Source organism: Paenibacillus sp. FSL P4-0081, assembly GCF_000758565.1.
In the GTDB taxonomy this organism is placed as follows: domain Bacteria; phylum Bacillota; class Bacilli; order Paenibacillales; family Paenibacillaceae; genus Paenibacillus_AQ; species Paenibacillus_AQ phytohabitans.
The window spans coordinates 6,050,994-6,076,744 of the sequence record NZ_CP009280.1 but is presented as its reverse complement, the minus strand read 5'-3'; the positions used below and the strand labels follow the sequence as shown (position 1 = coordinate 6,076,744).

Below are 25,751 nucleotides of genomic sequence, written 5' to 3'. Positions count from 1 at the left end.
CAAGGATGCGAGCGCAGTATTATGCAGAAAAAGCGGCCGAGGAGGCCGCTTTATCATTTCTGTAATAGCGCTGCTCATCCAGACTGTATTTGGTTTGTTACATCCTACCAGTCAGCAGTTCCACAAATTTGGTTGCTTCCGCCCCGGTCACGGGCCGATTCGGTGCGAATTGGGTGGCGGAATCACCGTTCAGAATCCCCGCCGCAACGGAGCGCCCAATAGCTTCGGAAGCCCAATGCCCGTTTGGCACGTCTTTGAAGGCTACCGGGTTTGCTACAGAAGAAGCTTGTTTTTGGCCCGTAGTCCGCATAACATTATCAGCGATCATCGCAAGCTGCGCCCGCGTTACGGCCAAATCCGGGTTAAACAGGCCTGCACCGGTTCCTTTCATAATACCGGCCGTCTTATTTTGGCGAATAGCCAGATCCTCAGGCGAATTTACGGTATCCGTGTAAATATCTGTACCGATTACCTCGCTTAGCTTTAGCTGGTCAGCCAATAGCGCAGCCAACTCCGCGCGTGTCACTTGAGCATCCTGCAGTAAAGAGACCGATGTCGCAGCTGGCTTTTTCTGCTCAAATAACCATGCCAACATATTCTTATCATTAAATACGGGTATCCACGAACAGTGTCTGAAATCTCCGTAAAGCTGTTGAGAGGCTAGAAACGCATCATCATAAATAGTTAGCTTGGCCTGGTTGTTGCCTAAACCGGTCAATGCCTCGTAAGTCAGCGTACTCGTCCGGCTATCTGTGATCGGGTCATTTTGTGCATGTACGAGCCATACCGGTACATCCGTCAGGTCCTTCAGTTCCGATTTAAACTTATCTACGGATCCGGTGTAATCAGCTACGGCGTCTTTCGCCGCAACGATAATGGAGCCGGCGAACAGCTCCGGATACTGCGTCAGGAAACGAAGCGCACCGCCGCCGCCGCTGGACACCCCTACGACATAAATGCGGTTCGGGTCTACCTTGCCAGAAACGATAAGCTCCTTGATTAACTCCGCCTGTACCTCAAAGTAATCACGCATCAACGAAAGTTCTTCGGGATTGTTATAGATTTTCCACCCATAGTTTTCTGGGAATTGTACGGCCAGAACGGATGTATCGTAACCAGAATCTGTCCAGGCAACGGCGCCTTTGTTCTCGGTGAGTTGCTTGAGGTTGTCTGTTCCGACCTCTCCGCCGCCGTGCAGCCAAACGATCAGGGGTTGTGGGGCTGTAGATTCGGTCAGTTTAAGTCTGTAGTTCAACTTCTCTCCATTAGTTCCTGTAAACTCCCCAGCGACAAAATCATCGAATGTCCGTGTCTTCACTACCGTCACGGATTCCTTATTAAACGACAACTCGGGGTAACGTCCATTCGTCACGGCAAACGCTGACACCGGACCCCCGGAATATTTAAATGGCTTTACTTTAAGTGATAAAATATTATCCGCCCAACTCAGTTCAACCCCGTCATCCGCATAATCGTTTTGCACAGTCTCGTTATTCTCGTTAACAGGATAACCATCGAAGTTGCCGGTAATTACAAAGTCAGATGCTCTCAAATCGGCATATGAGCCTGCGCTGCTCACCTGCAAATCAAATGATTCAACCATCCTACCCGTATCGCCAATATAAGTATTTGCCGTAATTTGCATAGGTGAAGCCGCTTCGGCTTTCACAGACAGTCCACCGGTCAGTATGGTGCCAACCGCCAAAACAAACGATAACATCAGACCAGTACCTTTTCTCAATTGCATCCTACCTACCTCCAGTTATAAAGTTGTGTTATTTGTACACGAGTCGGATCAAGTCGCTTAAAATGAAAAAAACCTAACTCGAACCGACATAGGAAAAATCCATGTCTGATTCGATTTAGGTTTTGCCCGATTAAGCGGTTACAATCCACATCGTATCTACATACGAAATCATATATATGAACTTTTAAAAAGTCAACAAGTTATTTTTTAATATTTTCAAAATAAAAAAACATATTTTTACATTATCTTTCACTTGAAAACGTTCTCCACCTCTTATATAATAAAAATACAATTTATATTAGGGTTGTAACTGCATTGCAGGCAAAGCCTAAACCAATTCATGCTAGTTTAATTTTAGTTATGGATTCGTTTAGGCTTTTTTTGTCCGTAAAAAAATATAAAGTGGGCGAACTCATGAGGATAAAAAAAGTATTTAATAATAATGTTGCATTGGTTGAAGGACCAAATCGATCTGAGATCATTGTTATTGGAAAGGGACTAGCCTATCAGAAAACTCCAGGTGAAGATATAGATCCATTAAAAATAGAGAAGACTTTCGTGATGGAGACCAAAGAGTTATCTGAACGGCTATCTACATTACTGAGTGAGATTCCTCCAAAGCATCTGGAATTGACAGATCAAATTATTCGTTATGCAGCAAAGGATTTAAGCACGACCTTTAGTAATAATATCTACCTGGCTCTGACAGATCATATTAGCTACGCAATTACGCGCACCATACAGGGGTTGAGCCTTAAAAATGCACTGCTATGGGAGATACAGAAATTTTATCCGAAAGAATTTCATGCTGCAACGCATGCATTACATTTAATTGAAAAGGAAACTGGAATTAAACTGCCTGTAGATGAAGCTGGATTTATCGCAATGCATTTCGTGAATGGGCAGCAAGATGGTCAGGAAATGGAACAGACCTTGTTAGTTACCCAGATGGTTCAAGGAATTCTTAATATAGTAACACTTCACTATGGGATAGAGCTGGATGAGAATTCGTTAAATTACAGCCGCTTTGTGACCCACTTGAAATATTTTTCTTATCGCACCATGCGTCATGAATCGATTCCTTCTGAGGATGATGAACTTTACCAACAAGTCGTTACCAAATATCCTGAAGCTTTTTCCTGTAGTGAGAAGGTAAGATTCTATTTACGGGAAGAGTTTCAAGTTGAAACAACCGAAGGTGAAATGGTCTATTTTATGCTTCATATTAGGCGAGTGACCAGCAGAGATTAACCTATTACAATAAAGAACAGGGTTGTTACCATTAGTTGGGCAAAGCCTGGATACGTGATAAGTGTACTGTTTTTCAGTGTGCTTTATCACCTATTCAGGCTTTTTTATTTCATAAAACCAGCCAGAATGAGATCAAAAGGAGCGAGCACAAATGAAATACGAAAGATTAGCCAAAGATATCGTGCAAAATATCGGCGGAGAAGAGAATGTTAACAATCTTGTCCATTGTGCAACACGGTTAAGATTTAATCTCAAAGACAATCAGCTACCGGATAAGGAGAAGCTGAAAAGCTTAGCTGGGGTTTTGAGTGTCGTAGAAAGTGGCGGTCAATTCCAAGTGGTAATTGGAAATGACGTTGCTCACGTGTATCAAGAAATTATGAGAATCAGCAAATTAGGGGCAGGAAATTCTGCTTCCGCAGATGCAGATCAACCCAAGGAGAAGATCATGTCCAGAATTTTCGCAGTAATTTCTGGAAGTCTTTCTCCCCTATTGCCTGCAATGGCTGGAGCGGGGATACTTAAAGCTTTTTTAACCTTATTCACAAACTTTGAATGGCTATCTGCGGATAGTGGAACCTACCTCATTCTGGCAGCAGCAGCAAATGCCGTTTTCTATTTCTTGCCTATATTCTTGGGCATTTCTGCATCGTTCAAATTCGGGGCAAATCCATATGTAGGTGGAGTTATTGGTGCAGCTTTAATGGAACCGAACTTTACGGGATTATTGGCGAATGGAGACACCTCTTCTTTTCTTGGCATTCCTGTAGTCTTAATGGATTATTCATCAACGGTCTTTCCGGTATTCGTATCCATTTGGATTTTCTCTTATGTGGAGAAATACTTAAAGAAAATCATTCATAAAGAGCTCCAGACGTTCATGGTTCCGTTGTTGTCTTTAGTCATTCTTGTGCCGCTTGCTGCGATAGTCTTCGGTCCGTTTGGAGTATATCTCGGAAACGCGATCGCAGATGCTATCAATTACCTCATGGGAGTTAGCGGGCTGTTAACAGGTGCTGTAATTGGCGGGTTAATCTTCTTCCTAGTTGTGTTTGGGCTCCATTGGGGAATTATTCCGATCGTGCTGGCAAATCTTACGAATGGAACCGATCCAATCCTTGCGATGTGGGCAGCATCTAACTTTGCAATGGCAGGGGTGGCACTGGCTGTCTTCCTTAAATCCAAAGAAAAGACTTTGAAATCACTGGCTGGTTCCTCTACATTAAGTCTGTTGTTAGCCGGGGTCTCTGAGCCCACTGTTTATGGTATATTGCTGCGTTACAAGCGCACAATCCCCTATGTTATTATTGCCGGAGCTGTCGGCGGGGCAATTAATGGCGGTTTCAATACGTATGCTACAGCATTTGTCTTCCAGAATATTTTCTCGATCGGTGCATTTGAACCGGTGGGTTACTATTTAATCGGGATTGTCGCCGCTATGGGAATTGGTTTGATTCTAACGCTTCTTTTCGGGTACCAAGATAAAAAAACTGTTGCAGTGACTGAAGCAACTCCTGCTGTAGAAGTGAAGCCTATTCAACCGGAGGCAAGTGCCAATTCTTCTAATCATTCATCTGTCTTGAAGAAAGAGGTGCTTCTCAGCCCGTTAACAGGGGAAGTGAAATCCTTGACTGAAGTTCCCGATCCTGCTTTTGCAGAAGGTGCTATGGGAAAAGGAATAGCTATTGTTCCGAGTGTTGGCCAAGCCGTATCTCCAGTGAATGGAACCGTTGGTACCATTCTCAAATCAGGCCATGCTGTAATTCTACGGTCCGAGAATGGAGCAGAAATATTGATTCATATTGGAATCAACACCGTTCAATTAAAAGGGAAATATTTCACCCCTCGGGTTAAAGCAGGGGATCAGGTGCGAAAAGGGGATCTACTGATTGAATTTGAGCTTGAAAAGATCAGGGAAGCTGGTTACAATCCGATCACTCCAATCATTATCTCAAATACTGCTGAATACTTGGATGTAATTGAAACAACAAGCTCATCGGTTACAGCCCAAGATAAGTTGCTGACTCTTGTGGTCTAAGCAGAACTGGCTAGAAAGGAGACTCACTTTGAAATCCAACACAAACAGTTTTCCAGAAAATTTCTTATGGGGCGGCGCAGTAGCGGCCAACCAGGTAGAGGGCGCTTTTTTAGAGGATGGAAAAGGTTTGTCCACAGCAGATGTAATGCCACGTGGCATTACAGGGCCGATCATGGAGATTCCTGAAGGTGAATATCCTTCTCATGAAGCTATCGATTTTTACCACCGGTATAAAGAAGACATCGCAATGTTCGCAGAAATGGGCTTTCGCTGTTTTCGGACTTCAGTTGCATGGACACGTATTTTTCCAGAGGGAGATGAAGAGATTCCTAATGAAGAGGGCATCCGCTTCTATGAAGGCTTGATAGATGAGTTGCTCAAATACAATATAGAACCTGTCATTACGATCTCTCATTATGAAATGCCTTTAGGATTGGCCAAGAAGTATGGAGGTTGGAGAAGCCGTAAGACCATTGAATGCTATGAACGGTATGCCAAGGTTCTATTTGAGAGATTAAAAGGGAAAGTCAAGTATTGGATGACTTTTAATGAAATTAATATTCTGGCCCATTATCCGTTCACAGGTGGTGGAATTATCCTCCGGGAAGGAGAGAATAAGAAACAGGTTCAATATCAGGCGGCACACCATCAGTTCATAGCAAGTGCACTCGCCGTAAAGGCTTGTCATGAAATTATACCTGATGCCCAAATCGGCTGTATGTTGGCTTATATTCCCGCATATCCGTTGACGAGTGCACCGGAGGATGTCTTTGCCGCCCTGCAAGGTGAAAGGGAAATCCTGATGTTTGGCGATGTACAGGCCAGAGGAGGTTATCCATCCTATGCAGCGCAATTTTTCAAGGAGAATGAAGTGGTACTTGAAAAAGAACCCGGGGATGATCTTATTCTGAAAAGCTACCCTGTTGATTTTATTGGCTTCAGTTACTATATGAGCCGTGCTGTGAGTGCAGATCCGGAGGGGAAAGAGACTACAGCGGGTAATTTGTTCGGTGGTGTCAAAAATCCATATTTGCCTTCATCGCAATGGGGGTGGCAGATTGATCCGCTGGGTCTAAGAATTGCTCTTAATCTATTATATGACCGTTATCAGAAGCCGTTATTTATTGTAGAGAATGGTCTGGGTGCAGCAGACAATCTAGAAGCTGACGATACGATTAATGATGATTATCGGATCAATTATTTGCGGGAGCATCTCTTGGAGGTCTCGAAGGCTATTCAGGATGGTGTCGATTTAATCGGATACACCAGCTGGGGACCGATTGACTTGATCAGTGCATCTACCGGAGAAATGAAAAAGAGGTATGGTTACATTTATGTAGATAAAGACAATGATGGTAAAGGAACCCTTAGAAGAATAAAGAAGAAAAGCTTTGCCTGGTACAAGAAGGTAATTGCTTCTAACGGGTCTGACTTAGACTAAATATTTTACAGATAAAAGCCGTCCTTTCATTAAGGATGGCTTTTCTGTCGAGAAGAAATATATATAATGATACCCGCAACAGGCTCGGTTTTAGGCAAGAGCTATTCATTGTATGAAGAACAATCATTTAAATGACCTCGAAAAAAATTAAAAACGCCTCTTGATTTACAAAATCCTTATAGTATATTTTCTTGTATGATTAGAGAAACTTTTGAATGAAGGAAGGATTGGGTATGAATTGGAGTCGTTTTTATCGAAAATTTTTTTTGCGAATAAGAAATATAAAATTTCAAAATAAATTAATGCTTGGATATGTGTTGGTATGTGTAATTCCTCTCTTGTTTGTAAGCGCGTTCATATTTCGGCAAGCAGCAAAGGGTTTAGAAGATTCTTCCCAAGAATTTGCTTCGCTGTATACGTCACAAATAAGAACTACGTTGAATGAATTTATTAAAGAGTATGATGAGGTCACAAAGTCAGTATTGGTAGATAATGAGTTGATTTACAAGCTCGGTGAATCAAGCAGTTTGCCCTTGAGTGAGGTCGTTAATCAAAGGCTTGCTGTACAGCGGTTGCTGATGCGGGTTGCCTTGCTCAAATCAGAGATGGGAACCATTATGCTGATTGCTAGAGATGATGGCGTCTATCAGTATAGTACTTCAACGAATAAAGTGAACGAGAACTTATTGTTATCTCAGGAGTGGTACAAAAAGCTTCGTGATTCCAATGAAACCTTCTTTATTACTGGATTACATGATCGTTCCTACTACGAGGATAAAGGGGATGGGGCAGTTGTGACAGTAGGAAGGGTGCTGTTTAGCTCAGAAGGAGCATATGCAGGGATGCTGCTGATTGACATGGATCCGTTTACATTGCTGCAGCTCGATCATGAATTCATCCTTGCACGTGACAAGTATGGTATAAGCGTAGTTATAAGTAATCTCCAACAACAAATTGTATACCATTCCGATGCTGCCAGCGGGCGTTTGTCCTGGAAACAAGTGCTCGAATCAGGAAGCGATTATATCAAGGATAACGAAAGCAAAGATTACATTACGTTATTAGGAAGCACTTTACAAGGTGAGTTATCGATCAAAACTGAAATTCCTCGCTCAAGGTTGCTACAGAAAATTAATCAAATTAAAGTCATGACGGTTATCGTAATTCTAATGAGCTGTCTGATCATAACCCTCTTTTCACTTGGTTTAAGCTATACGATTACAAGGCCTATTAAGGCGCTCCGGAGAAGTATGAAGCAGGCGGAATTAGGGCAATATCTCCCTATTGAGAAAGAGCAGGCTCACGATGAAATTGGAAGTTTAGTGCACAGCTACAACAAAATGATTACGACCATCCGTACTTTAATTGAAGATGTTTACATCGGGGAGATCAAACAACGGCAAGCTAAATTTATTGCCCTCCAGAACCAAATTAATCCCCATATGCTCTACAATACCTTGGAATCAATTCGGATGAAGGCACTGGTAAAGGATGATGACGAGACTGCGGACATGATTAAAATTCTGGCGCGCATGTTCCGTCTGGCATTAGCCAAGGAAGGAAAACGCCATACAGTTAAACATGAGCTGGAATATACCGCGAATTATTTACAGCTTCAGAACATTCGGTTCGATAATTCATTCAAGATTGAATTTAAAATACCCGATGAGATGCTTGAATGTAGTATCATCCCCCTGGTATTTCAGCCAATAGTTGAAAATAGTATCAATCATGGATTTGAAAACTATAGTCAAAGAATGAATATTGTGATTGAGGGGCATTGGACGGAACGGGGAGAGATGTTATTCCGGATTACGGATAATGGGGCTGGAATGAGCCTTGATAAGCAATCCGAGCTTCAAGCTCTATTGGACGGGGCGGAATCGCACAAATACAAACTGGAAGATATGAATGAACCCGCGGAAAAAGGGCTGGGACTGCAAAATATCGCGGAACGCATAAAACTACATTATGGTGACCGGTATTATCTGACGATTGTTGCCGGAGTGAAGGACGGAACCACAATTGAAATATTGATTCCGAGAAACGGGAGGGATAGGATATGAGAATTGTTATAGTAGATGATGAGAGAGGCATTGTAGAGGGTCTTATAAAGATCATAGGCCGATATCTTCCGGACTGTAAGATTATCGGTACAGCATTTAACGGGCTAGAGGGTTTCGAAACAATACAAAGGCTGCGACCTGATATTGTAATAACGGATATTCGGATGCCCAAGGCTGATGGTCTCGAAATGATCAAGATGCTTGAAGAAGAGAATGTTCCGACCAAATTCATCCTACTAAGCGGGTATGCGGACTTTGAGTATGCCAGAAGAGGGATGAAGTTGGGAGTGCAGTTCTACATTAACAAGCCAGTTGAGGAGGAAGAATTACGTGACAGTGTAAATCAGGTCATGGAGACGATCCGTGCAGACAGGATCAGACTGCAGAGTGTGAACGAACTCAAACAAGAAATTAATAGCCGCATTCAAGAAGAGACTTTGCGAGACATTATCGATCTTGGAACTGACAATACAGAACTGATGGAAGATCTGTTGAGGAGCGCCCAAATTCCTACAACAGGTCTCTGGTTCAATTCGCTCATGCTTGAAATCGGCGGTAGCATCGATGCGCTCAAAGAACTTGGTTTTCAACCGCTCTTTCATCAGATAGATCTGGCTTTAACACACTTTCAAAAAGTGTACCGGTTTCGCTACTTCGGGTCGCAAATCGCTATCGTCATCGCCCATAACAGTAATATTCCTTACGGTAGACTGGTTCATGCGGTTCAAAGCCTGAAACAGGTAGTGTTACGTGAACTACAGTTGTCTATCAGCGTTGGTATTAGCACAACGAATAAGGGGGCAACAGGAATCTGCCGGTCTTTTGAAGAAGCGCGAAATGCCCTAAGCTACAAAGTCATTAAGGGAGGAGACGCTGTAATCTCCTATACTGAAATTATTAAAATAACGGGTCATAGCCATGCGGTTTCTGAAGAGACAATATCCAGACTGGAAGAAGCTCTGGATAACATGAATGAAGCGGAGTGTGTAGCAATTATCCATGAGATTTTCCGGGGAATGGTCGACGAGCCGTGGATGAATCCCGCAGATCTCCAGTTGTGGTGCTTGAACATACTTCTGTCAAGTATCCGAAAATTATCCTTTCAACAGCTCCAGCAGAATGAACGGGTCGGCCGACATATATTATCGTTGGAAGGCATTTCACGGTTTAAGACACTTGAATATTTGGAGGAATGGATGATCCAAGTCATCCAGGGAATTATCCATTTTAAGTTGGAGCATAATCTATCCCAGAAAAAAGATATCATTTCGGAAATAAAAGTTTATGTATCCAAACATTACAATGAACAGATCAGCCTGGCAGATTTGGCTGCTCGTTTTTTCATCAGCCCCTATTATTTAAGTCAGTTGTTCAAACGAAAGACAGGAGACAACTATTTGAATTTTTTGACACAGCTGCGGATAGATAAAGCAAAAGAGTTGTTGGAGAATACAGATTTGAAAGTGTATGAAATCTGCCAGATGGTTGGATACTCGGATACACAGCATTTTTCAAGGATGTTCGAAAAGCTAACAGGCAGCAAACCCAGAGATTTCAGGAAAAACACACTGAATAGATAAGTCATCACTTCCTTTAGCTCTAAGTTCAAACCAAACATTGAAATGCGCAAGTAACTAGTGCGGTACGCGATTGAACAAGAACTGAGAAATCCAGTTCTGTGTTTCGGCGGTACCGCGCGTTTTTTTATGTCTACTCCAGATTGAATAAAGAATTCAGGTTGCACTCATCTATATCTCAGCCAGAAAGCAGGATATTAAAAATGACTTGTTTAAACTTAAAAATGCCCAATTGAGCGTAGCTTTGGCTGGTTATATAGTTTAACTGTAAGCGGATTCAATAAAGTTATTAAGGGGGAAAAACATGAAAGTTAAAAAGATTGGTTTATTGTTGGCGGCAAGCGCTCTCGCGATTACTGCTGTAACCGGTTGCGGTGGTAACAAAAATAATTCCGAGGGAACCGCAACTGCTAATCCTAATCAAGGCCAAAATCAGACCGCTTCAGGAGATGAAATTGTCGACGTTGAAGTCTGGGGTACCAATATCGGTTATAAACCGATCACTAAAGGAAGCAAGTTGTACGAATTCTACAAAGAAAAGCTAGGCGTAGGTGTCATTCATCCATATGTAGAATGGAATGGTGGAACAAACTATCTTAATCAGCTGAATATGAAGATTGCTGCTAATGAAATGCCAGACCTATTCCTTCCACAGCAAGGTTTGGAAGATAGCTTGGCCAAAAACGGAGCGATTGCCGATTTGACAGAGTTGCTGCCGAAATATGCACCGAATGTGTGGAATGCCATACCGCAAGATATGTGGGATATAGTTAAGGCGAACGATCCTAACGGTCAAGGGAAAATATATTATATCCCTGGGGTGGTAGACTACGGAAGATATGCCAGCATGATTCGTCAGGATTGGCTCGACAAGCTGGATCTGCAAATGCCTACTACTCAAGAGGATTATGTAAAGGTGCTGGAGGCATTCCGGGACAAAGATCCAAACGGTAATGGACAGAAGGACGAAATCCCGACAGGAGGCCGGGAGCAGGTAAGATGGATGGACCAATTGTTCGCGATGTATGGTGTAGCAATGTTCGAAGGTTATCCGGACTGGGACATTTATGACGGTGAGCTAACTTACTCTGCGGTGAGTCCAAATATGAAGGCGGCTTTGGAATTCATTTCGAAGCTTTACCAGGAAGGATTAATAGACAAAGAGTCGCTACTGAACAGTAAGGACAAGTGGGACGGTAAGATCCATTCCAATAAGGTGGGAAATTACTTCCACTGGGTGGAATCTGGCTATTTACCTTTGGAAAATTTGTATAAGAATACAGGTGTAAAGGCTGAATTCACTGTATTGCCTGTACCTAAAGTAGAGGGGTATGAAGGTTTCTACACTTGGAAAAGATTCACTCCTCCAGCCTGGGTCGTTAAAAACAACAAGGATGAGAAAAAGCTGATGGCTACCCTGAAGCTTCTAAACAATATGTATGATGAAAAGGTATGGAAAGATTTGTATTTGGGTGTAGAAGGAATGCACTATACGATGAAAGATGGTCAAGCAACCAAACTCCCGGATGATAAGAGCACACAGGAGAATTTGATTCTTGACCCATACGCAAAAATATCCACACTTGATTTCATGATGGATCTCAACAAGAGTACAGCTTCAGAAGATAGAATGTGGGCAATTGATCAGGTTAACAAAAATATGTTAGAGGCCCAAAAATATGCCAAAGTCATTGCTGGAGACGGCATGCCAGCCAGTGTATATGACGACTATCCAGATATAAACAACCGTACGCTGTATGTAGAGTATGCTTCCAAAATTATTCTTGGCCAATATCCAATTAGCAAATTTGATGAGTTTGTAGAGAAATGGAACAAATCCGGCGGAGAAGAGGTTACTAAGCGTGCCAGAGAATGGTATGCAAAAGTAAAAAAATAAACGGATTAACGTATGAATCCGCTCGGCTTGGTTTTAGTCGGGCGGATTTATAATGAACCTTGTGAATTTAGGTACCAATACCAGAGTATAGGGAAGTGAAGATAAATGACTTATATTTGTAATCCGTTGAATATTGAATACAAATATCAGTTTGTTGATACAGCAGGAACTTTGGTTGCCTTCAGGGAAGCAGCAGACCCGACACTGGTGATATTTCATGGACAATACTATCTGTTTCCGTCGATGACAGCGGGATTTCTTACAAGCAGCAATCTGACTGACTGGACTCTCCATCCGCTTAAGGGGGTGCCGGTTTATGACTACGCTCCCGATGTGCGGGTAATCGGGGAGTACCTCTACTATTCCGCATCGAATAAATCAAGAAGCTGCTCCTTCTACAGGACCAAAGATCCAATCAACAGCAGTTTTGAAGAAATCCAAGGAATGTTCCCCTTCTGGGACCCCAATTTATTCTTGGATGTTGACGGTAGAGTATATTTTTACTGGGGCTGTTCTAACCAGACGCCTATTTATGGTGTAGAACTAAACCCTGAGACTATGATACCTATAGAACAACCAATAGCACTTATATATGGCAACAGCGATAGGATTGGATATGAAAGAAAAGGTGAAGATCATAATCTCCGATCACCAGAACAGATTGATGCTATCGTTCAAAAGTTCACCAGCATCAATCCAGGGGCTTCGGAAGAAATTATAAAAAAATTCAAAGGCTCTGTCGGAAACGATCCGTACATTGAGGGAGCTTGGATGGAGAGACATAACGGTAAATACTATCTTCAATATGCCAGCCCGGGAACGGAGCATAATATTTATTCAGACGGAGTCTACATATCCGATAACCCACTAGGCCCGTTCACACTGGCGAACAATAATCCATTCTCTTACAAGCCGGGCGGGTTTATACCGGGAGCCGGACACGGATCAACAATGAACGATAATCACGGGAATCTTTGGCACGCTTCATCTATGAGAATCAGTATGAGCCATATATTCGAAAGACGGTTAGGGCTGTGGCCGGCCGGTTTTGATCAGGACGGCGAATTATTCTGCAATCAGCGGTACGGAGACTGGCCGTACTCCATCGTGCAGTCTCTGATGAATCCATGGAGCAATCCGCAATGGATGTTACTCTCTTATGGGAAACCTGCTAGAGCTTCTTCATCGGAGAAAGGAAAAGAAGCTTCTAAGGCGACGAACGAAAATGTGCAGACGTGGTGGAAGGCACACTCTAATACTCCGGGAGAATGGCTTGAAGTCGACCTAGGATATGAATGTAGCGTGTATGCCGTACAAATTAATTTTGCAGATGATCAAATGCATGCAGACCTTCCTTCTGGAACATTGTTGCAGGGAGACCGACTAATAGATGAGCGTCAACATGTCACCAGATGGCTCCTGGAAGGCTCTGTGGATGGTTGTGAATATTTTGTAATTAAGGATAAAACGACAGTAAATACGGATTTGCCACATGATCTCATCGTGCAGGAGGAAGGGACAACAGCCAGATTCATCAAATGTACAGTCATGGAACTGCCGTTCAACCAGCCAGCCTGTATTTCCGGACTCAGAGTATTCGGAATTGGTAAAGGAGTATTGCCGAAGCAGGCAAGCGGAATCAAAACGCATTTGCTGGGCAAGCTGGACCTTTCAGTAAAGTGGAATAGGGATGAGACTGTGGGAAACAATGTGCTCTGGGGATTTGCACCGGACAAGTTATATCACAGCCATATGTTGTTCGACTGTAATCAAGTAACGATTAAAGCGCTAATTGAAGGTCAACCGGTATATGTTAGAGTCGATACATTTAATGAGAAAGGGATTACCGAAGGAGAAGTATACAAAGCGGTCTAGCATAGAAAAACCAGTAGGCATAGGATTGTATTTTTGTCCTATGATCCTAAAAATGACCGGGTAGGAACTTAAAAACGCCCGATTGAGCGATGGAACTACAAAATATATAGTTATATTGTAAACGAATTCAACAACGAAATATTGGGGGGGAAACTTTGAAATCTATTGCATCTCATCAAATGAAGGTATATTGGCCGCTCTATGTGATGGCAGTTCCAGGGATTATATTTCTCATCGTGTTCAAATTCATTCCGCTGGCCGGTGCTGTAATCGCATTCAAAGATTATTCTGTTTTCCAGGGATTTATCGATAGTCCTTGGGTAGGTCTCAAACATTTTAAAACTCTGCTTCACCATCCTGATTTCGCCAATGTTTTTAGCAACACACTGATGCTGGGATTTTTCAAGCTTGTAATCGTTTTCCCAGTGCCTGTTTTATTGGCAATGATGATCAACGAGATTCGAAAGTCCGCATTGAAGAAGGGAGTCCAGACTGCACTGTATATTCCGCACTTCTTGTCTTGGGTAATCGTGGGCGGTATTCTGTTCGATTTCTTTTCGTTAAGCGGAATGTTCAACATTATTCTTGGATGGTTCGGTGCTGAGCCTGTTCTAGCCATGCAGGAAAGTGCATACTTCAGACCTATTTACGTGCTGGCCTCCATATGGAAGGATGCGGGTTGGGGAACGGTGGTCTACATGGCCGCTATCAGTGCAATTGACCCTCAACTCTATGAATCAGCAATGATCGATGGTGCGTCCAGATTCAGACAGATCCGACATATTACATTCCCGATTTTGCTTCCTACTGTGCTTGTGCTGTTCTTGCTCGATATCGGAAACTTCTTGGATCTCGGCTTCGATCAGGTATTTAATTTACTGACTCCGATGACATACAATGTGGGCGATATTTTGGATACTTATGTGTTCCGGACGGGTGTTCAGCAGGGACAGTATAGTTTCGCAACTGCAGTTGGATTGTTTCAATCGGTAATTGGATTTATTATGGTTTACACCTTCAATAAGTTGTCTAACAAGATTTCAGATGGGGGGCTCTGGTAGATATGCTTGCATCAAAGGGAGAAAAAACATTCGTAGGAATCATTACAGGTCTGCTCATTCTGTTCTCTATCATAGCGCTCGTACCGCTTGTGTCCGTAATCGCTACTTCTTTAAGCTCTAAAAGTGCTGTAGACATGAATCTGGTCACATTGTGGCCGAAGGAATTTACTTTTGACTCATGGAAGTACATTATTGACCGTCCTGATTTATGGAGATCGTTCTTTTTGACGCTAAGTACTACTTTAATTGGGACCGTGCTGGCACTTCTAATGACGGCTCTGTTCGCTTACCCATTGTCGAAGCCGGAATTTCGCTGGGGCTCTGTCATCATGATGGCTGTTGTAATCGCAATGATTTTCAAGGCCCCCATAATACCCTATTTTTTGACGGTGCGTGGTATCGGTCTTTATGATAATCCACTGGTTCTGATTATACCGCATATTCTGAATCCATTTAATCTGATTATCATGAGAACCTTTTTTAAGCAATTTTCCAAGGAATTGGAGGAAGCGGCCTTTCTGGAAGGCTGTGGATATTTCCGGATGTTGTTCCAATTCGTACTTCCGCTATCAAAGGCTGTACTGGCTACCCTTGCTTTGTTTTATGGGGTGGTACTATGGAATCAGTTCCAGCATCCGTTATTATTCCTGCAGGATACAAACTGGTTTCCTCTGCAAATCAAAATCCGCCAATTTATTACCGACGATAGTGTCATCATGTCGGGTGCCGCATCGACAATGGACCTTAACTATAATACGCGAACCTTAAGAGCAGCGACTGTTATCTTTGCAATTGCTCCGATTATTGCAGTATATCCTTTCCTGCAGAAGTATTTTGTTAAGGGAGCCATGATCGGTTCTGTTAAAGGATGATTCTTTTACACAAACTAATCAGGATGCAATCCGAAACAAAGAGCTTTTGAGGGGGAGAAATATGAGTCTCAAAAGGGTTGGTTTATTACTAATAGCAAGTGTTTTTGCCTTTACTTCTATAACCGCTTGTAGTGGAAATGCTAACAATTCTGCTGGTTCCAACGTTCCTAACCAGAACCAGGATTCCAACGGAGATGACATTGTTGATATTGAAGTATGGGGTACCAACATCGGCTATCAACCGGTTACCAAAGGCAGTAAACTGTACGAACTTTATAAGGAAAAGCTGGGTGTAGGCGTTCTTAATCCGTATGTAGAATGGAATGGAGGGACCAATTACCTCAATCAGCTGAACCTTAAGATCGCTGCTAATGAAATGCCTGATTTGTTCGTACCTCAACAAGGACTCGAGGACAGTCTCGCTAAGAACGGAGCGATTGCCAATCTGACTGAATTGCTGCCTAGATATGCTCCGAACGTGTGGGAGGCTATTCCGGAGGATATTTGGAAAGTAGTAAAGGCAAATGACCCTACTGGCCAAGGGGGGATCTATTATATTCCCAATGTGGTTGAGTACGGCAGATACGCTGCTCTGATCCGACAGGATTGGCTCGATAATTTGGGGCTGGAGATGCCAAAGACTCAGGATGAATATGTAAAGGTGCTGGAGGCTTTCCGGGATAATGACCCTAACGGCAACGGCCAAAGGGATGAAATTCCAACCGGTGGCCGGGAGCAGGTGCGCTGGATGGATCAATTGTTTGCTATGTATGGCGTGGCAATGTTCGAGGGTTATCCGGACTGGGATATTTACAATGGTGAGCTGACATATTCTGCGGTTACACCAAACATGAGAGCCGCATTAGAATTCATAGCCAAGCTATATAAGGAAGGCTTGATTGATAAGGAGTCGCTTCTAAATAGTAAAGACAAGTGGGAAGGTAAAATCCAATCGGATAAGGTAGGGGTTTATTTCCACTGGGTTGAGCAGGGGAATTTGGTGTTCGAGAACCTGTATAAGAACACTGGTGTGCAGGCAGAGTTCTCTGTACTTCCTGTACCTGAGGTGGAAGGCTATAAAGGCTTTTATACGATGAAGAAGTTTGCCTCTCCTCTGTGGGTCGTTAAGAATAACAAGGATGAGGAAAAGCTTATGGCCACGCTAAAACTGCTTAACAATATGTACGACAAGAAAAACTGGAAAGACCTGTTCCTTGGTGTAGAAGGAATGCACTATACAATGAAAGACGGCAAAGCCATTAAGCTTCCAGATGACAAGAGCACACAGCAGAATCAGATTCTGAATCCGGCTACAAGCATATCGACACTGGATCTTACAATAGACCTCTTCAATAGCACGGTATCAGAAGATTCTAAGTGGGCCATTGATCAGGTCACCCGGAATATGCAGGAAGCTCAGAGATATGCCAAAGTCATTGCCGGTGATGGTATGCCAGTCAGTGTATACGATGGCTTCCCGGACATTAATAATCGCACGCTTTACACTGAATATGCAGCCAAAATTATAATTGGACAGTATCCGATAAGCAAATTTGACGAGTTTATAGAGAACTGGAACAAATCTGGCGGCGAAGAGGTTACAAAGCGCGCCAGAGAATGGTACGCCAAAGTACAGCAGTAAACTCAAATGCGATAAATTTCCGCTCGGCCATTTACAGGCCGGGCGGAAATTCTAATCCGGACTTTGCTGCAAGGAGCACATAAGACAAAACTAGATTATGCAGGAGGTAAACATGAGCAAGCGTTTAACGGAAGTGCTGCAAGGCCATGAGGATAATTACATTCTTCCTTTTCTCTGGCAGCATGGTGAAGAGGAACTGGTAATCCGGGAAGAGATTGCCCGTGTCCATGAATCGGGGATCGGGGCAATCTGTGTTGAGGCGCGGCCTCATCCTGATTTTCTCGGACCAAAGTGGTGGCAGGACATGGATATTATCATGGATGAGTCCCGAATGCGAGGCATGAAGGTATGGTTGCTGGATGACGATCATTTTCCGACTGGACATGCGGCAGGCAAGGTGAAGGAAGCTCCGGAAGAGCTTCAGCGTAAATTTTTGGGTGAACACTATATTGATACCCTTGGTCCTGCAAAGGGTGCTTCGCTGCTGCTCGATACCTTGCTGATGACCGGACTCCGGCCGACATTCTCCCTGCGCAGCAACGCCAGTGGCACAAATAAGCTGATCTCAGTAGTTGCGGTCCGCCGTGACCCATCTAATGGAGCATTAGTTGGGGACTGCGTAGACATTACTGAATTCGAGCATGATGGAACCCTTTACTGGGACATCCCTGAGGGTTATTGGCGGATCTTTATTATTTCAGAAAATAAGGATGGCGGCAGCAAGCAGCAGGAAGATTATTTGAACCCGCTTGTCCGGGATTCAGTCCGCATTCTGCTGGATACGGTCTATGAGCCTGTCTATGAACGCTATAAAGCAGATTTTGGCAAAACCTTTGCCGGATTCTTTTCAGACGAACCCGGATTTTATAACGATAAGACTACCTTCGACTTTAATTCGAAACCAGGAAAACAAGGGGTGTCGCTTCCCTGGAGCAGTGAAATGCCAGCCTTGCTTGAGCAGGCGCTCGGTGAGGATTACCGCAGGCAACTGCATCTTCTCTGGCATGATACGGGGGGACAATCACATATTGTCCGCTACACGTATATGAACATTGTCAGCAAGCTTTATGCAGAGAATTTCTGCAATCAAATCGGAGATTGGTGTAGAGGCCGCGGGGTAGAATACATTGGGCATGTTCTTGAAGACAACAATGTGCATGCAAGACTTGGACCGGGCACCGGACATTTCTTCCGTTCACTCTGGGGACAAGATATGTCTGGCCTTGATGTGGTGCTGTGGCAAATTGTTCCCGGCTTTGATCAATTGTCTTTCCGCCAGCCAATGGGGGGAGAGACGGATAGTGAATTCTTCCACTATGGCCTCGCTAAGCTTGGTGTGTCGCTCGGGCATATTGATCCTAAGAAACAAGGCCGGACAATGTGTGAAGTATATGGGGCATATGGCTGGACAGAAGGCTTAAAGCTGATGAAATGGCTGACAGATCACATGCTCGTCCGCGGCGTAAACCATTTTGTTCCGCATGCGTTTACCCAAAAAGCTTTTCCGGAACCGGATTGCCCGCCGCATATGTATGCAGGCGGACAGAATCCACAGTACCGCTATTATGGCTATCTTAACCGTTACATTAACCGGATTAGCCACCTGATTTCAGGGGGGACACATGTAGCGTCTGCGGCCGTCGTCTATCATGCTGAAGCTGAATGGTCAGGGAACGCGATGTACTTTCATAAGCCGGTTAAGGCTTTGATGCAGCATCAAATCGATTGTGAAGTGATTCCTGTTGATGTTCTTCTGGAGGCAGCTAGTGTGAAGGACCATAAATTAGTGGTGAACCGCGAGGATTATAGCTGCCTTATTATACCTTATGCGGAAGCACTCCCGGCAGCGATGTTAGAGCGTCTGCTCCAGTTTGCCGAACAAGGCTTACCCGTCTGTTTTGTTGACGGATTCCCGGAACGCTCGAGTGAGGGTATAGATGTATCCGGTGAACTGTCATCACTATCGGCTCATCCGAATGTTAAGACTTGCGAATTAGGCAAGCTTGCGCAAGGGCTTATTGCAGACGGTTATTATGAGGTCAGAGCTCAGCAATACGAGCCCTATCTCCGGAATTATCATTATACTCATGATGATTTAGATGTTTTTATGTTTTTTAACGAAAGCCCGAATCAGGTGATATCCACGAAGATTGTTCTACCGGTTCGAGGAGATGTTTATGCTTATAATGCTTTTCTTAATCAGATAAGAAGGTTAGAGGTAGTTGGGCTGTCAGGTGCAAGAACTGTAGAGCTTGTTTTGCATCCGTATGAATCGATTGTCCTGCTGCATGGCCCTTCCCTAAAAGATTACCCTGCCGCTCCGCTGCAGAGGGCAACAGGCTCAACCTTTGAATTAAAAGAAGAGTGGACAGTCTCCATTGCCGATGCAGATCATTACCCGCAGTTCAAGGAGTGGGAGACATTAACAGTATTGAAGAATATGAGCGGTCGTGGAGACCTGCCCAGCTTTTCTGGCACGTTCCGTTACGAGACGGAATTTGAGTGGAACAATTCTTGTAACAGCGCATTGCTTGCACTAGGAGAAGTCTATGAAACGGCAGAAGTATGGATTAATGGTGAGCATGTAGGTATGAACCTTTGCCCACCGTATCGGTTGGAGATAGCTGGTCAGATTCGCCAAGGGACCAACAGCCTAGTGATTGAGGTTACAAATACGCTTGTTAAAGACCAGCGGGACTTCTTGTCTTCCTTCTCCCAGCAAGAGCCTAGCGGCCTTATTGGTCCTGTGACAATTACACCGGTGACTGGCAGCTGAGCTACTAACTAGACCTGATGAGGAGGTATTTAGATGAACACCATTACTAATCCCATACTGCGGGGATTCAATCCTGATCCGTCTATTGTACGCGTAGGAGACAATTATTATATTGCCACCTCTACTTTTGAGTGGTTCCCGGGAGTTCAGATTCATCATTCCAAGGATCTGACTCATTGGAGATTACTGAATCGGCCATTGGACCGGATATCACAACTGAACATGCAGGGGAACGGGGATTCCGATGGTGTCTGGGCACCTTGCCTGACGTATGATAACGGTCTTTTCTATTTAATTTATACAGATGTTAAATCTCATAAAGGTGCCTTTAAGGACACCCATAACTATCTGGTGACAGCAGCAGATATAGAAGGTCCATGGTCGGAACCGGTATATTTGAACAGTAGTGGATTCGACCCGTCTTTATTTCATGATGACGACGGCCGGAAATGGTTGCTCAATATGTTGTGGGATTTCCGCAAGGGGAAGAACAAGTTCGGCGGCATTGTCATTCAGGAATATTCGCAGGCCGAAGAAAGACTGGTTGGTTCGGCTACTACAATCTTTGTTGGAACAGATATAGGATTTACGGAAGGTCCGCATGTATATAAGCGGGACAGCTATTACTATCTGGTTATGGCGGAAGGCGGAACCCGTTATCAGCATGCCGTTACTGTTGCGCGATCCACTTCGCTTCTCGGACCGTACGAGGTTGATCCGCTCAATCCGATGCTGACTAGCAGCGGTAATGCAGGGCTGGAACTGCAAAAAGCAGGGCATGCTTCCCTGGTTGAAACTCAAAATGGTGAATGGTATATGGCCCACTTATGTGCAAGGCCGGCGGACGGCCATCATTGTACGTTGGGCAGGGAAACAGCTCTACAGAAATGTTACTGGGACGACAAAGGCTGGCTTCGTCTGGAAGGGGGAGGAAATTCTCCTTCTGCTACGGTACAGGCACCAGTCTTGCCGCTTCATCCGTTTGAACCGGAGCTGGAGCGGGATGATTTTGACGCACCCATGCTGGGTAACCAGTGGAACACCCTGCGGATACCTCCGGACCAGGGTTGGATCTCGCTTAGTGAGCGGCAAGGCTTTCTGCGGCTAAAGGGAATGGAATCATTAAGCTCCTGCCACAGGCAGAGTTTGGTTGCCCGCCGGCAGCAGTCATTTTGTATGGTAGCGGAGACGGTAATCGAATTTGATCCTGAGAGCTTTCAGCAAATGGGCGGCCTGATCCTTTATTATAACACAGAAGATTATGTGTACTTAAGGATTACTCATCTTGAGCAGCAAGGCAGAGTGATTGGGATTATCCAATCGAAACATGGAGTATACGATGAGCTGCTAGTGGCTGATCTGCAGTTGCCGAATTCCAGTCCGGTCCGATTAAAGGCTGTTGTCAATCGGGATAGTCTGCAGTTCTACTATGCAATTGAAGCTGGGAGTTGGTGTTCTATTGGCGGGGAGATCAATATTCTGCATCTTTCGGACGAAGCTTCGGAGCCATTGCGTTTTACCGGTACATTCGTAGGAATGTGTGTGCAGGATTTGGGAGGCAACAGGCAGCATGCTGATTTTGATTACTTTATTTATAAGGAAAGTGAGTGATCGGATTGTCTATAATACAGTTTCCAGAAGATTTTTATTGGGGAGCAGCCACGGCAGCTTATCAGATAGAAGGAGCGTGGAATGAGGGGGGACGTGGCCAGTCAATTTGGGATACTTACGCGCATGCTCCCGGGAATATCCGTAATGGTGACAACGGGGATATCGCTTGTGACAGCTATCACCGTTATGAAGAGGATATTGCTTATATGAAGGAGCTCGGGCTTCGTACCTATCGGTTCTCAATATCCTGGTCCAGAGTTTTCCCCAATGGTACGGGAGAGCTTAACAAGGAAGGACTTGCCTACTATCACCGTCTGGTGGACAAGCTACTTGAGAATGGAATTGAACCTTTCTGTACCTTATATCACTGGGATCTTCCGCAGACACTACAGGATATAGGAGGCTGGAAGAATCGTGAGACTATCGAGGCCTTTACCCAGTACTCCGAGATAATGTTCCAGTCATTCCAAGGGAAAATTAAATACTGGACTACCTTCAATGAGCCATGGTGTGTCTCTTTCAAAGCCCACTACATAGGAGATTTGGCTCCCGGAGAGAAGAATCTGCAAAGTGCGCTTGATGTTGCCCATCATCTGATGATCGCCCACGGCAGGACCGTCAAGCTGTTCCGGAAGCTGGGAGTTCCCGGGCAAATCGGCTATGCACCGAATGTAAGCTGGCGCACACCATTTAGTCCTAAGCAGGAGGATGTCGATGCATGCCGCCGTAGAATAGGCTGGATGGTAGAATGGTTTATGGACCCGCTTTTCAAGGGAGAGTATCCTGAGTTCATGGCCGCAGCTTTTGAGGCCGCGGGAGCGAAGGTTGAAATTCAGCATGGGGATATGGAAGATATTAATCAACCCATCGATTTTCTTGGAATCAACTATTATACGGGCTCATTAGGACGATATCAGAAGGATAATGGATTATTTGATCTTGAGGATATTGATGAAGGCTATGAAAGAACCGACTTTAACTGGCCGATTTACCCTGAAGGACTGTACAAGGTACTCGTCCACATTACAGATCGCTATGGGCCGATTCCAATCTATATCACCGAGAACGGAGCATGTTATGATGGCAATCCTGTCCAGGGAAAGGTTCAGGACACCAAGCGTATTGCATATCTAAGCAAACATTTAACTCAGTTAAACCGGGCGATTGAGGCGGGGGTTTCTGTGAAGGGTTATTTCGCTTGGTCTTTACTTGATAATTTTGAGTGGGCTGATGGCTACAGCAGGCGTTTCGGCCTGATTCATGTGGATTTCAACACATTGAAAAGAACGCCCAAAGACAGCTTTTTCTGGTATAAAAAGGTTATAGCAAATAGATGGATGACCATTTGATAGCTTAAGTTAGCATTGATTATGGATAAGGTTGATGAAAATTAAGAATTTCGGGTTGAGGACTATATAAAAACAGGGCGTGCAGATAATTTTATCAGCACACCCTGTTTTTTAATGTTTTGGAAGGTCGGAACGAGCGTTATCCGGATGAAGAAGACATCGATCAGAATACCAAAGGCTTGCGTGAAGCTGATCTGTTTGAGCATCGCATTAGTCGTGAAGATGGAGCTTGCGAAAACAGAAAACATAGTTACGCCGCGTCCAGCATGACAGACAAGGCTCTCAAGAAAGATTGGTTCAGGAATTCGGAAAATAAATATGAAGATAAAAAATATCATCCTCTGTCTGAAATGATAGTGTTCCGTTATATTGTTCAGCAATATGGCGCATGCTTTTGATCCCAAACCCGTGGCGGTCCTTATCTTTCTTGCTGGTTTGCGGCAAATGGTCACTAATTGTAAGATCATCATTGAAATAGTTGGTGACGTGAATTCCGGTCAAACCGTTTACTTTACCTATTGATATAGAAATTGTCCGTTTCTTGTCATTATTGACGGCTTGCACGGCTTCCAAAGCATTTTCTATGGCATTGCTTAGCAGAGAATATAAATGAGTAGAGGAGATAAAAGTTAAGCAGCGGCCATCTGCCATACAACTCATCTTAATCCCATTTTTTTCACAATAAAGCTGCTTCTTGTAGAGAATCACATCCAGAATATCGCTCCCAGTTTTGTGGGTTGTATCGTAAACCTCAATAGCGGCCTTCAAAGATTCAATTTCTTTATTAGTCAGCTTGTAGCTGATATTTGCCAGCTGCTGACGCAGGTCATGAGTTTTCATGTTAATAATGTCAATTTCACTGCGCATGTTGTCAAACTGCTTTTTCTCCGCATACAGCAATTCATCCATGATTAATAAATCCTGCTTAAGCTTGCTAGTCTCCAGTATTCTTGTACGCAGTAATAGAGTAAGCAAAGCATACAGAATTGCAAAAGTCCGGATAATAAAATCCAGGACATTGTTCTCGCCCTCAAAGGTACGGCTGACCGAGGTAAGTATCATTGTAACAAGAATAAAGATTAACGAAAAAGAAATGATTAACCGCTTGTTAGCCCTGTCATGGTCATACACCCTCTTTCGGCGGAAAAGAAGAGCAAGTAAGGAACAAAAAATAAAATGAATCAAATAGTATAATGCCCAATCCCGCAATGGAACCATTTCTTGAAAAAACGAAAGAGTTTCATAGGGGTTTTTGTCTAATATGATAATCAAAATTTCGTATAAACGCCCAACAATCACCTGGATCGCTACTGCGCCGCAAAGACACAGCAACAGCTCAGTAAAGGTTTCCCGGTAAAGAAGGTATAGAGCGGTCAAAACAAATAAATACATGAAAATATTCGTCATACTGGAAAACAGTTGGGGATAGAGCGAATTAATTACCGACATCAAAAAAATAAGCGGCAAGGTGAATGGAGTGATGATACTTAATCTAATACCAAAGTCGTTTTTCTTTTGAAAAGGCAGTGTTAGTAGAAACACACAAAATACAAACTCAATCAGAGTGGCTGAACGAATAATAAACTGTTTAGAGTAGACACCTAATAAATTATTGATGAGTTCACTCATGAGTTTTTCTTGCTTACATATAACATTAGTTTTTCCACAAACGCTTTTTTCCTCGGCTGACTGATCCGCAAATCTACACCATCCAGCACAACAGTATAACCCTGAATTCTTTGTACATAGGCCAGATTAACTAAATAACAATTGTTACATCTGTAAAAATCATATTCCTGCAGTTTCTCCTCAATCGATGAGATTGTGGCATACTGCCGTAAGTCACCTTCTGCGGTGTGGTAAATGACGTGGTGTCCTTCTGTCTCAATATACCGGATGCTTTTGGGCGATATTTTTCGTATGCCCTTGTCTGTTGCTATTAACATATCATGTCCAGGCTTCTCATCAATTCTGCGGATGGCACGGGACATTTTCAATGCGAAATCATAATATTCAACGGGCTTTACGATATAATCAAGCGCTTCCACTTCATAGCCATGAATCGCATATTGGGTGAGATTAGTAATGAAAATTAGGATAACCTCCTTATCAAGGGCTCTGAGGCTTCGGGCAGCATCCATTCCGTTCATATAAGGTAACTGAATATCCATAAATATAATATCAAAATTGGCAGTGTAATTTTCCAGCAGTGCAACAGCATGCTGGAAATGCATGATGTTGAAAGAAACTCCTTTTTCAATGCCAAAGCTTGTCAGATGACTTTCTAACAAACGGGCTTGATTAATATCATCTTCCACAATGGCGATTGTGATTATCATCTTTCATCTCTCCAGTTGTTGATCTAGGGTCTTTTTTACTATAGGAAGCGTTTTCTCTTTTGTCAATAAGATAACTCTGGTATCTCGCAGACTAAAAAAATACCGCATAAACTAAAATCCACCTTACTGAATTTGCTTGAATTATATGAGCCTATGCTAAAAGCCACACAAGACAAACGTGATCTTATACAATAATCATGCGCTTTAGA

Annotated in this window: 16 protein-coding genes; 13 read left to right on the top strand and 3 right to left on the bottom strand. The window is 43.6% G+C overall.

Features of this window, described 5'->3' with window-relative positions; all coding sequences use genetic code 11:
• Positions 1-97 precede the first annotated feature (97 nt).
• Complete coding sequence (locus P40081_RS25870; RefSeq protein ID WP_042139084.1) at positions 98-1,747, bottom strand: S-layer homology domain-containing protein; 1,650 nt, start codon at positions 1,745-1,747, stop codon at positions 98-100.
• A 414-nt stretch (positions 1,748-2,161) separates the two neighbouring features.
• Between P40081_RS25870 and licT the strand changes: the two genes are divergently transcribed.
• The 13 genes from licT to P40081_RS25805 all read left to right on the top strand — a co-directional run bounded on the left by licT (position 2,162) and on the right by P40081_RS25805 (position 23,203).
• Complete coding sequence (licT, locus tag P40081_RS25865; protein ID WP_042139083.1) at positions 2,162-2,998, top strand: BglG family transcription antiterminator LicT; 837 nt, start codon at positions 2,162-2,164, stop codon at positions 2,996-2,998.
• Between the two features lie 151 nt (positions 2,999-3,149).
• Entirely contained in the window at positions 3,150-5,036 is a 1,887-nt protein-coding gene (locus P40081_RS25860) for a beta-glucoside-specific PTS transporter subunit IIABC (protein ID WP_042139081.1), read from the top strand.
• Between the two features lie 28 nt (positions 5,037-5,064).
• On the top strand, positions 5,065-6,477 hold the full coding sequence (gene ascB / locus P40081_RS25855; protein ID WP_039298797.1) for a 6-phospho-beta-glucosidase: 1,413 nt from the start codon (positions 5,065-5,067) through the stop codon (positions 6,475-6,477).
• A 215-nt stretch (positions 6,478-6,692) separates the two neighbouring features.
• Positions 6,693-8,543: a sensor histidine kinase gene (locus tag P40081_RS25850; RefSeq protein ID WP_231575196.1), complete on the top strand. Its 1,851-nt coding sequence runs from the start codon at positions 6,693-6,695 to the stop codon at positions 8,541-8,543.
• Positions 8,540-10,123 carry a response regulator gene (locus tag P40081_RS25845; protein ID WP_042139079.1) on the top strand — a complete coding sequence of 528 codons (1,584 nt, stop codon included), beginning with the start codon at positions 8,540-8,542 and terminating at the stop codon, positions 10,121-10,123. The genes P40081_RS25850 and P40081_RS25845 overlap by 4 nt, the downstream gene beginning before the upstream one ends.
• 301 nt (positions 10,124-10,424) lie before the next feature.
• Positions 10,425-12,017 (top strand): type 2 periplasmic-binding domain-containing protein, encoded by a 1,593-nt coding sequence (locus P40081_RS25840; protein ID WP_042139078.1) that lies wholly within the window; start codon positions 10,425-10,427, stop codon positions 12,015-12,017.
• 105 nt (positions 12,018-12,122) lie between these two features.
• Positions 12,123-13,892: a family 43 glycosylhydrolase gene (locus tag P40081_RS25835; protein ID WP_042139077.1), complete on the top strand. Its 1,770-nt coding sequence runs from the start codon at positions 12,123-12,125 to the stop codon at positions 13,890-13,892.
• Between the two features lie 155 nt (positions 13,893-14,047).
• Positions 14,048-14,953 carry an ABC transporter permease gene (locus P40081_RS25830; protein WP_042139076.1) on the top strand — a complete coding sequence of 302 codons (906 nt, stop codon included), beginning with the start codon at positions 14,048-14,050 and terminating at the stop codon, positions 14,951-14,953.
• A gap of 2 nt (positions 14,954-14,955) precedes the next feature.
• The gene (locus tag P40081_RS25825) at positions 14,956-15,825 is read left to right on the top strand and encodes a carbohydrate ABC transporter permease (RefSeq protein ID WP_042139075.1); all 870 of its coding nucleotides are present in this window, start codon (positions 14,956-14,958) and stop codon (positions 15,823-15,825) included.
• 61 nt (positions 15,826-15,886) lie between these two features.
• On the top strand, positions 15,887-17,467 hold the full coding sequence (locus P40081_RS25820) for a type 2 periplasmic-binding domain-containing protein (protein WP_042139074.1): 1,581 nt from the start codon (positions 15,887-15,889) through the stop codon (positions 17,465-17,467).
• Between the two features lie 112 nt (positions 17,468-17,579).
• Complete coding sequence (locus tag P40081_RS25815) at positions 17,580-20,243, top strand: glycosylhydrolase-like jelly roll fold domain-containing protein (protein ID WP_042139072.1); 2,664 nt, start codon at positions 17,580-17,582, stop codon at positions 20,241-20,243.
• A 33-nt stretch (positions 20,244-20,276) separates the two neighbouring features.
• On the top strand, positions 20,277-21,854 hold the full coding sequence (locus P40081_RS25810) for a glycoside hydrolase family 43 protein (RefSeq protein WP_042139071.1): 1,578 nt from the start codon (positions 20,277-20,279) through the stop codon (positions 21,852-21,854).
• A 5-nt stretch (positions 21,855-21,859) separates the two neighbouring features.
• The gene (locus tag P40081_RS25805) at positions 21,860-23,203 is read left to right on the top strand and encodes a GH1 family beta-glucosidase (RefSeq protein WP_042141469.1); all 1,344 of its coding nucleotides are present in this window, start codon (positions 21,860-21,862) and stop codon (positions 23,201-23,203) included.
• Between the two features lie 297 nt (positions 23,204-23,500).
• Here P40081_RS25805 and P40081_RS36645 read toward each other — a convergent pair whose 3' ends face one another.
• Positions 23,501-24,832 (bottom strand): ATP-binding protein, encoded by a 1,332-nt coding sequence (locus P40081_RS36645; RefSeq protein ID WP_052422000.1) that lies wholly within the window; start codon positions 24,830-24,832, stop codon positions 23,501-23,503.
• Positions 24,829-25,542 carry a LytR/AlgR family response regulator transcription factor gene (locus P40081_RS25790; protein ID WP_042139068.1) on the bottom strand — a complete coding sequence of 238 codons (714 nt, stop codon included), beginning with the start codon at positions 25,540-25,542 and terminating at the stop codon, positions 24,829-24,831. The genes P40081_RS36645 and P40081_RS25790 overlap by 4 nt, the downstream gene beginning before the upstream one ends.
• Between the last annotated feature and the right edge of the window lie 209 nt (positions 25,543-25,751).

What these genes read in the sequence shown, in the direction of transcription:
- P40081_RS25850 (WP_231575196.1), top strand. Translation starts at nt 6,693, where the DNA reads ATGAAGGAAGGATTGGGTATGAATTGGAGTCGTTTTTATCGAAAATTT.
- P40081_RS25840 (WP_042139078.1), top strand. Translation starts at nt 10,425, where the DNA reads ATGAAAGTTAAAAAGATTGGTTTATTGTTGGCGGCAAGCGCTCTCGCG.
- P40081_RS25815 (WP_042139072.1), top strand. Translation starts at nt 17,580, where the DNA reads ATGAGCAAGCGTTTAACGGAAGTGCTGCAAGGCCATGAGGATAATTAC.
- P40081_RS25835 (WP_042139077.1), top strand. Translation starts at nt 12,123, where the DNA reads ATGACTTATATTTGTAATCCGTTGAATATTGAATACAAATATCAGTTT.
- P40081_RS25810 (WP_042139071.1), top strand. Translation starts at nt 20,277, where the DNA reads ATGAACACCATTACTAATCCCATACTGCGGGGATTCAATCCTGATCCG.
- licT (WP_042139083.1), top strand. Translation starts at nt 2,162, where the DNA reads ATGAGGATAAAAAAAGTATTTAATAATAATGTTGCATTGGTTGAAGGA.
- P40081_RS25790 (WP_042139068.1), bottom strand. Translation starts at nt 25,542, where the DNA reads ATGATAATCACAATCGCCATTGTGGAAGATGATATTAATCAAGCCCGT.
- P40081_RS36645 (WP_052422000.1), bottom strand. Translation starts at nt 24,832, where the DNA reads ATGAGTGAACTCATCAATAATTTATTAGGTGTCTACTCTAAACAGTTT.
- P40081_RS25820 (WP_042139074.1), top strand. Translation starts at nt 15,887, where the DNA reads ATGAGTCTCAAAAGGGTTGGTTTATTACTAATAGCAAGTGTTTTTGCC.
- P40081_RS25825 (WP_042139075.1), top strand. Translation starts at nt 14,956, where the DNA reads ATGCTTGCATCAAAGGGAGAAAAAACATTCGTAGGAATCATTACAGGT.
- P40081_RS25860 (WP_042139081.1), top strand. Translation starts at nt 3,150, where the DNA reads ATGAAATACGAAAGATTAGCCAAAGATATCGTGCAAAATATCGGCGGA.
- P40081_RS25870 (WP_042139084.1), bottom strand. Translation starts at nt 1,747, where the DNA reads ATGCAATTGAGAAAAGGTACTGGTCTGATGTTATCGTTTGTTTTGGCG.
- P40081_RS25845 (WP_042139079.1), top strand. Translation starts at nt 8,540, where the DNA reads ATGAGAATTGTTATAGTAGATGATGAGAGAGGCATTGTAGAGGGTCTT.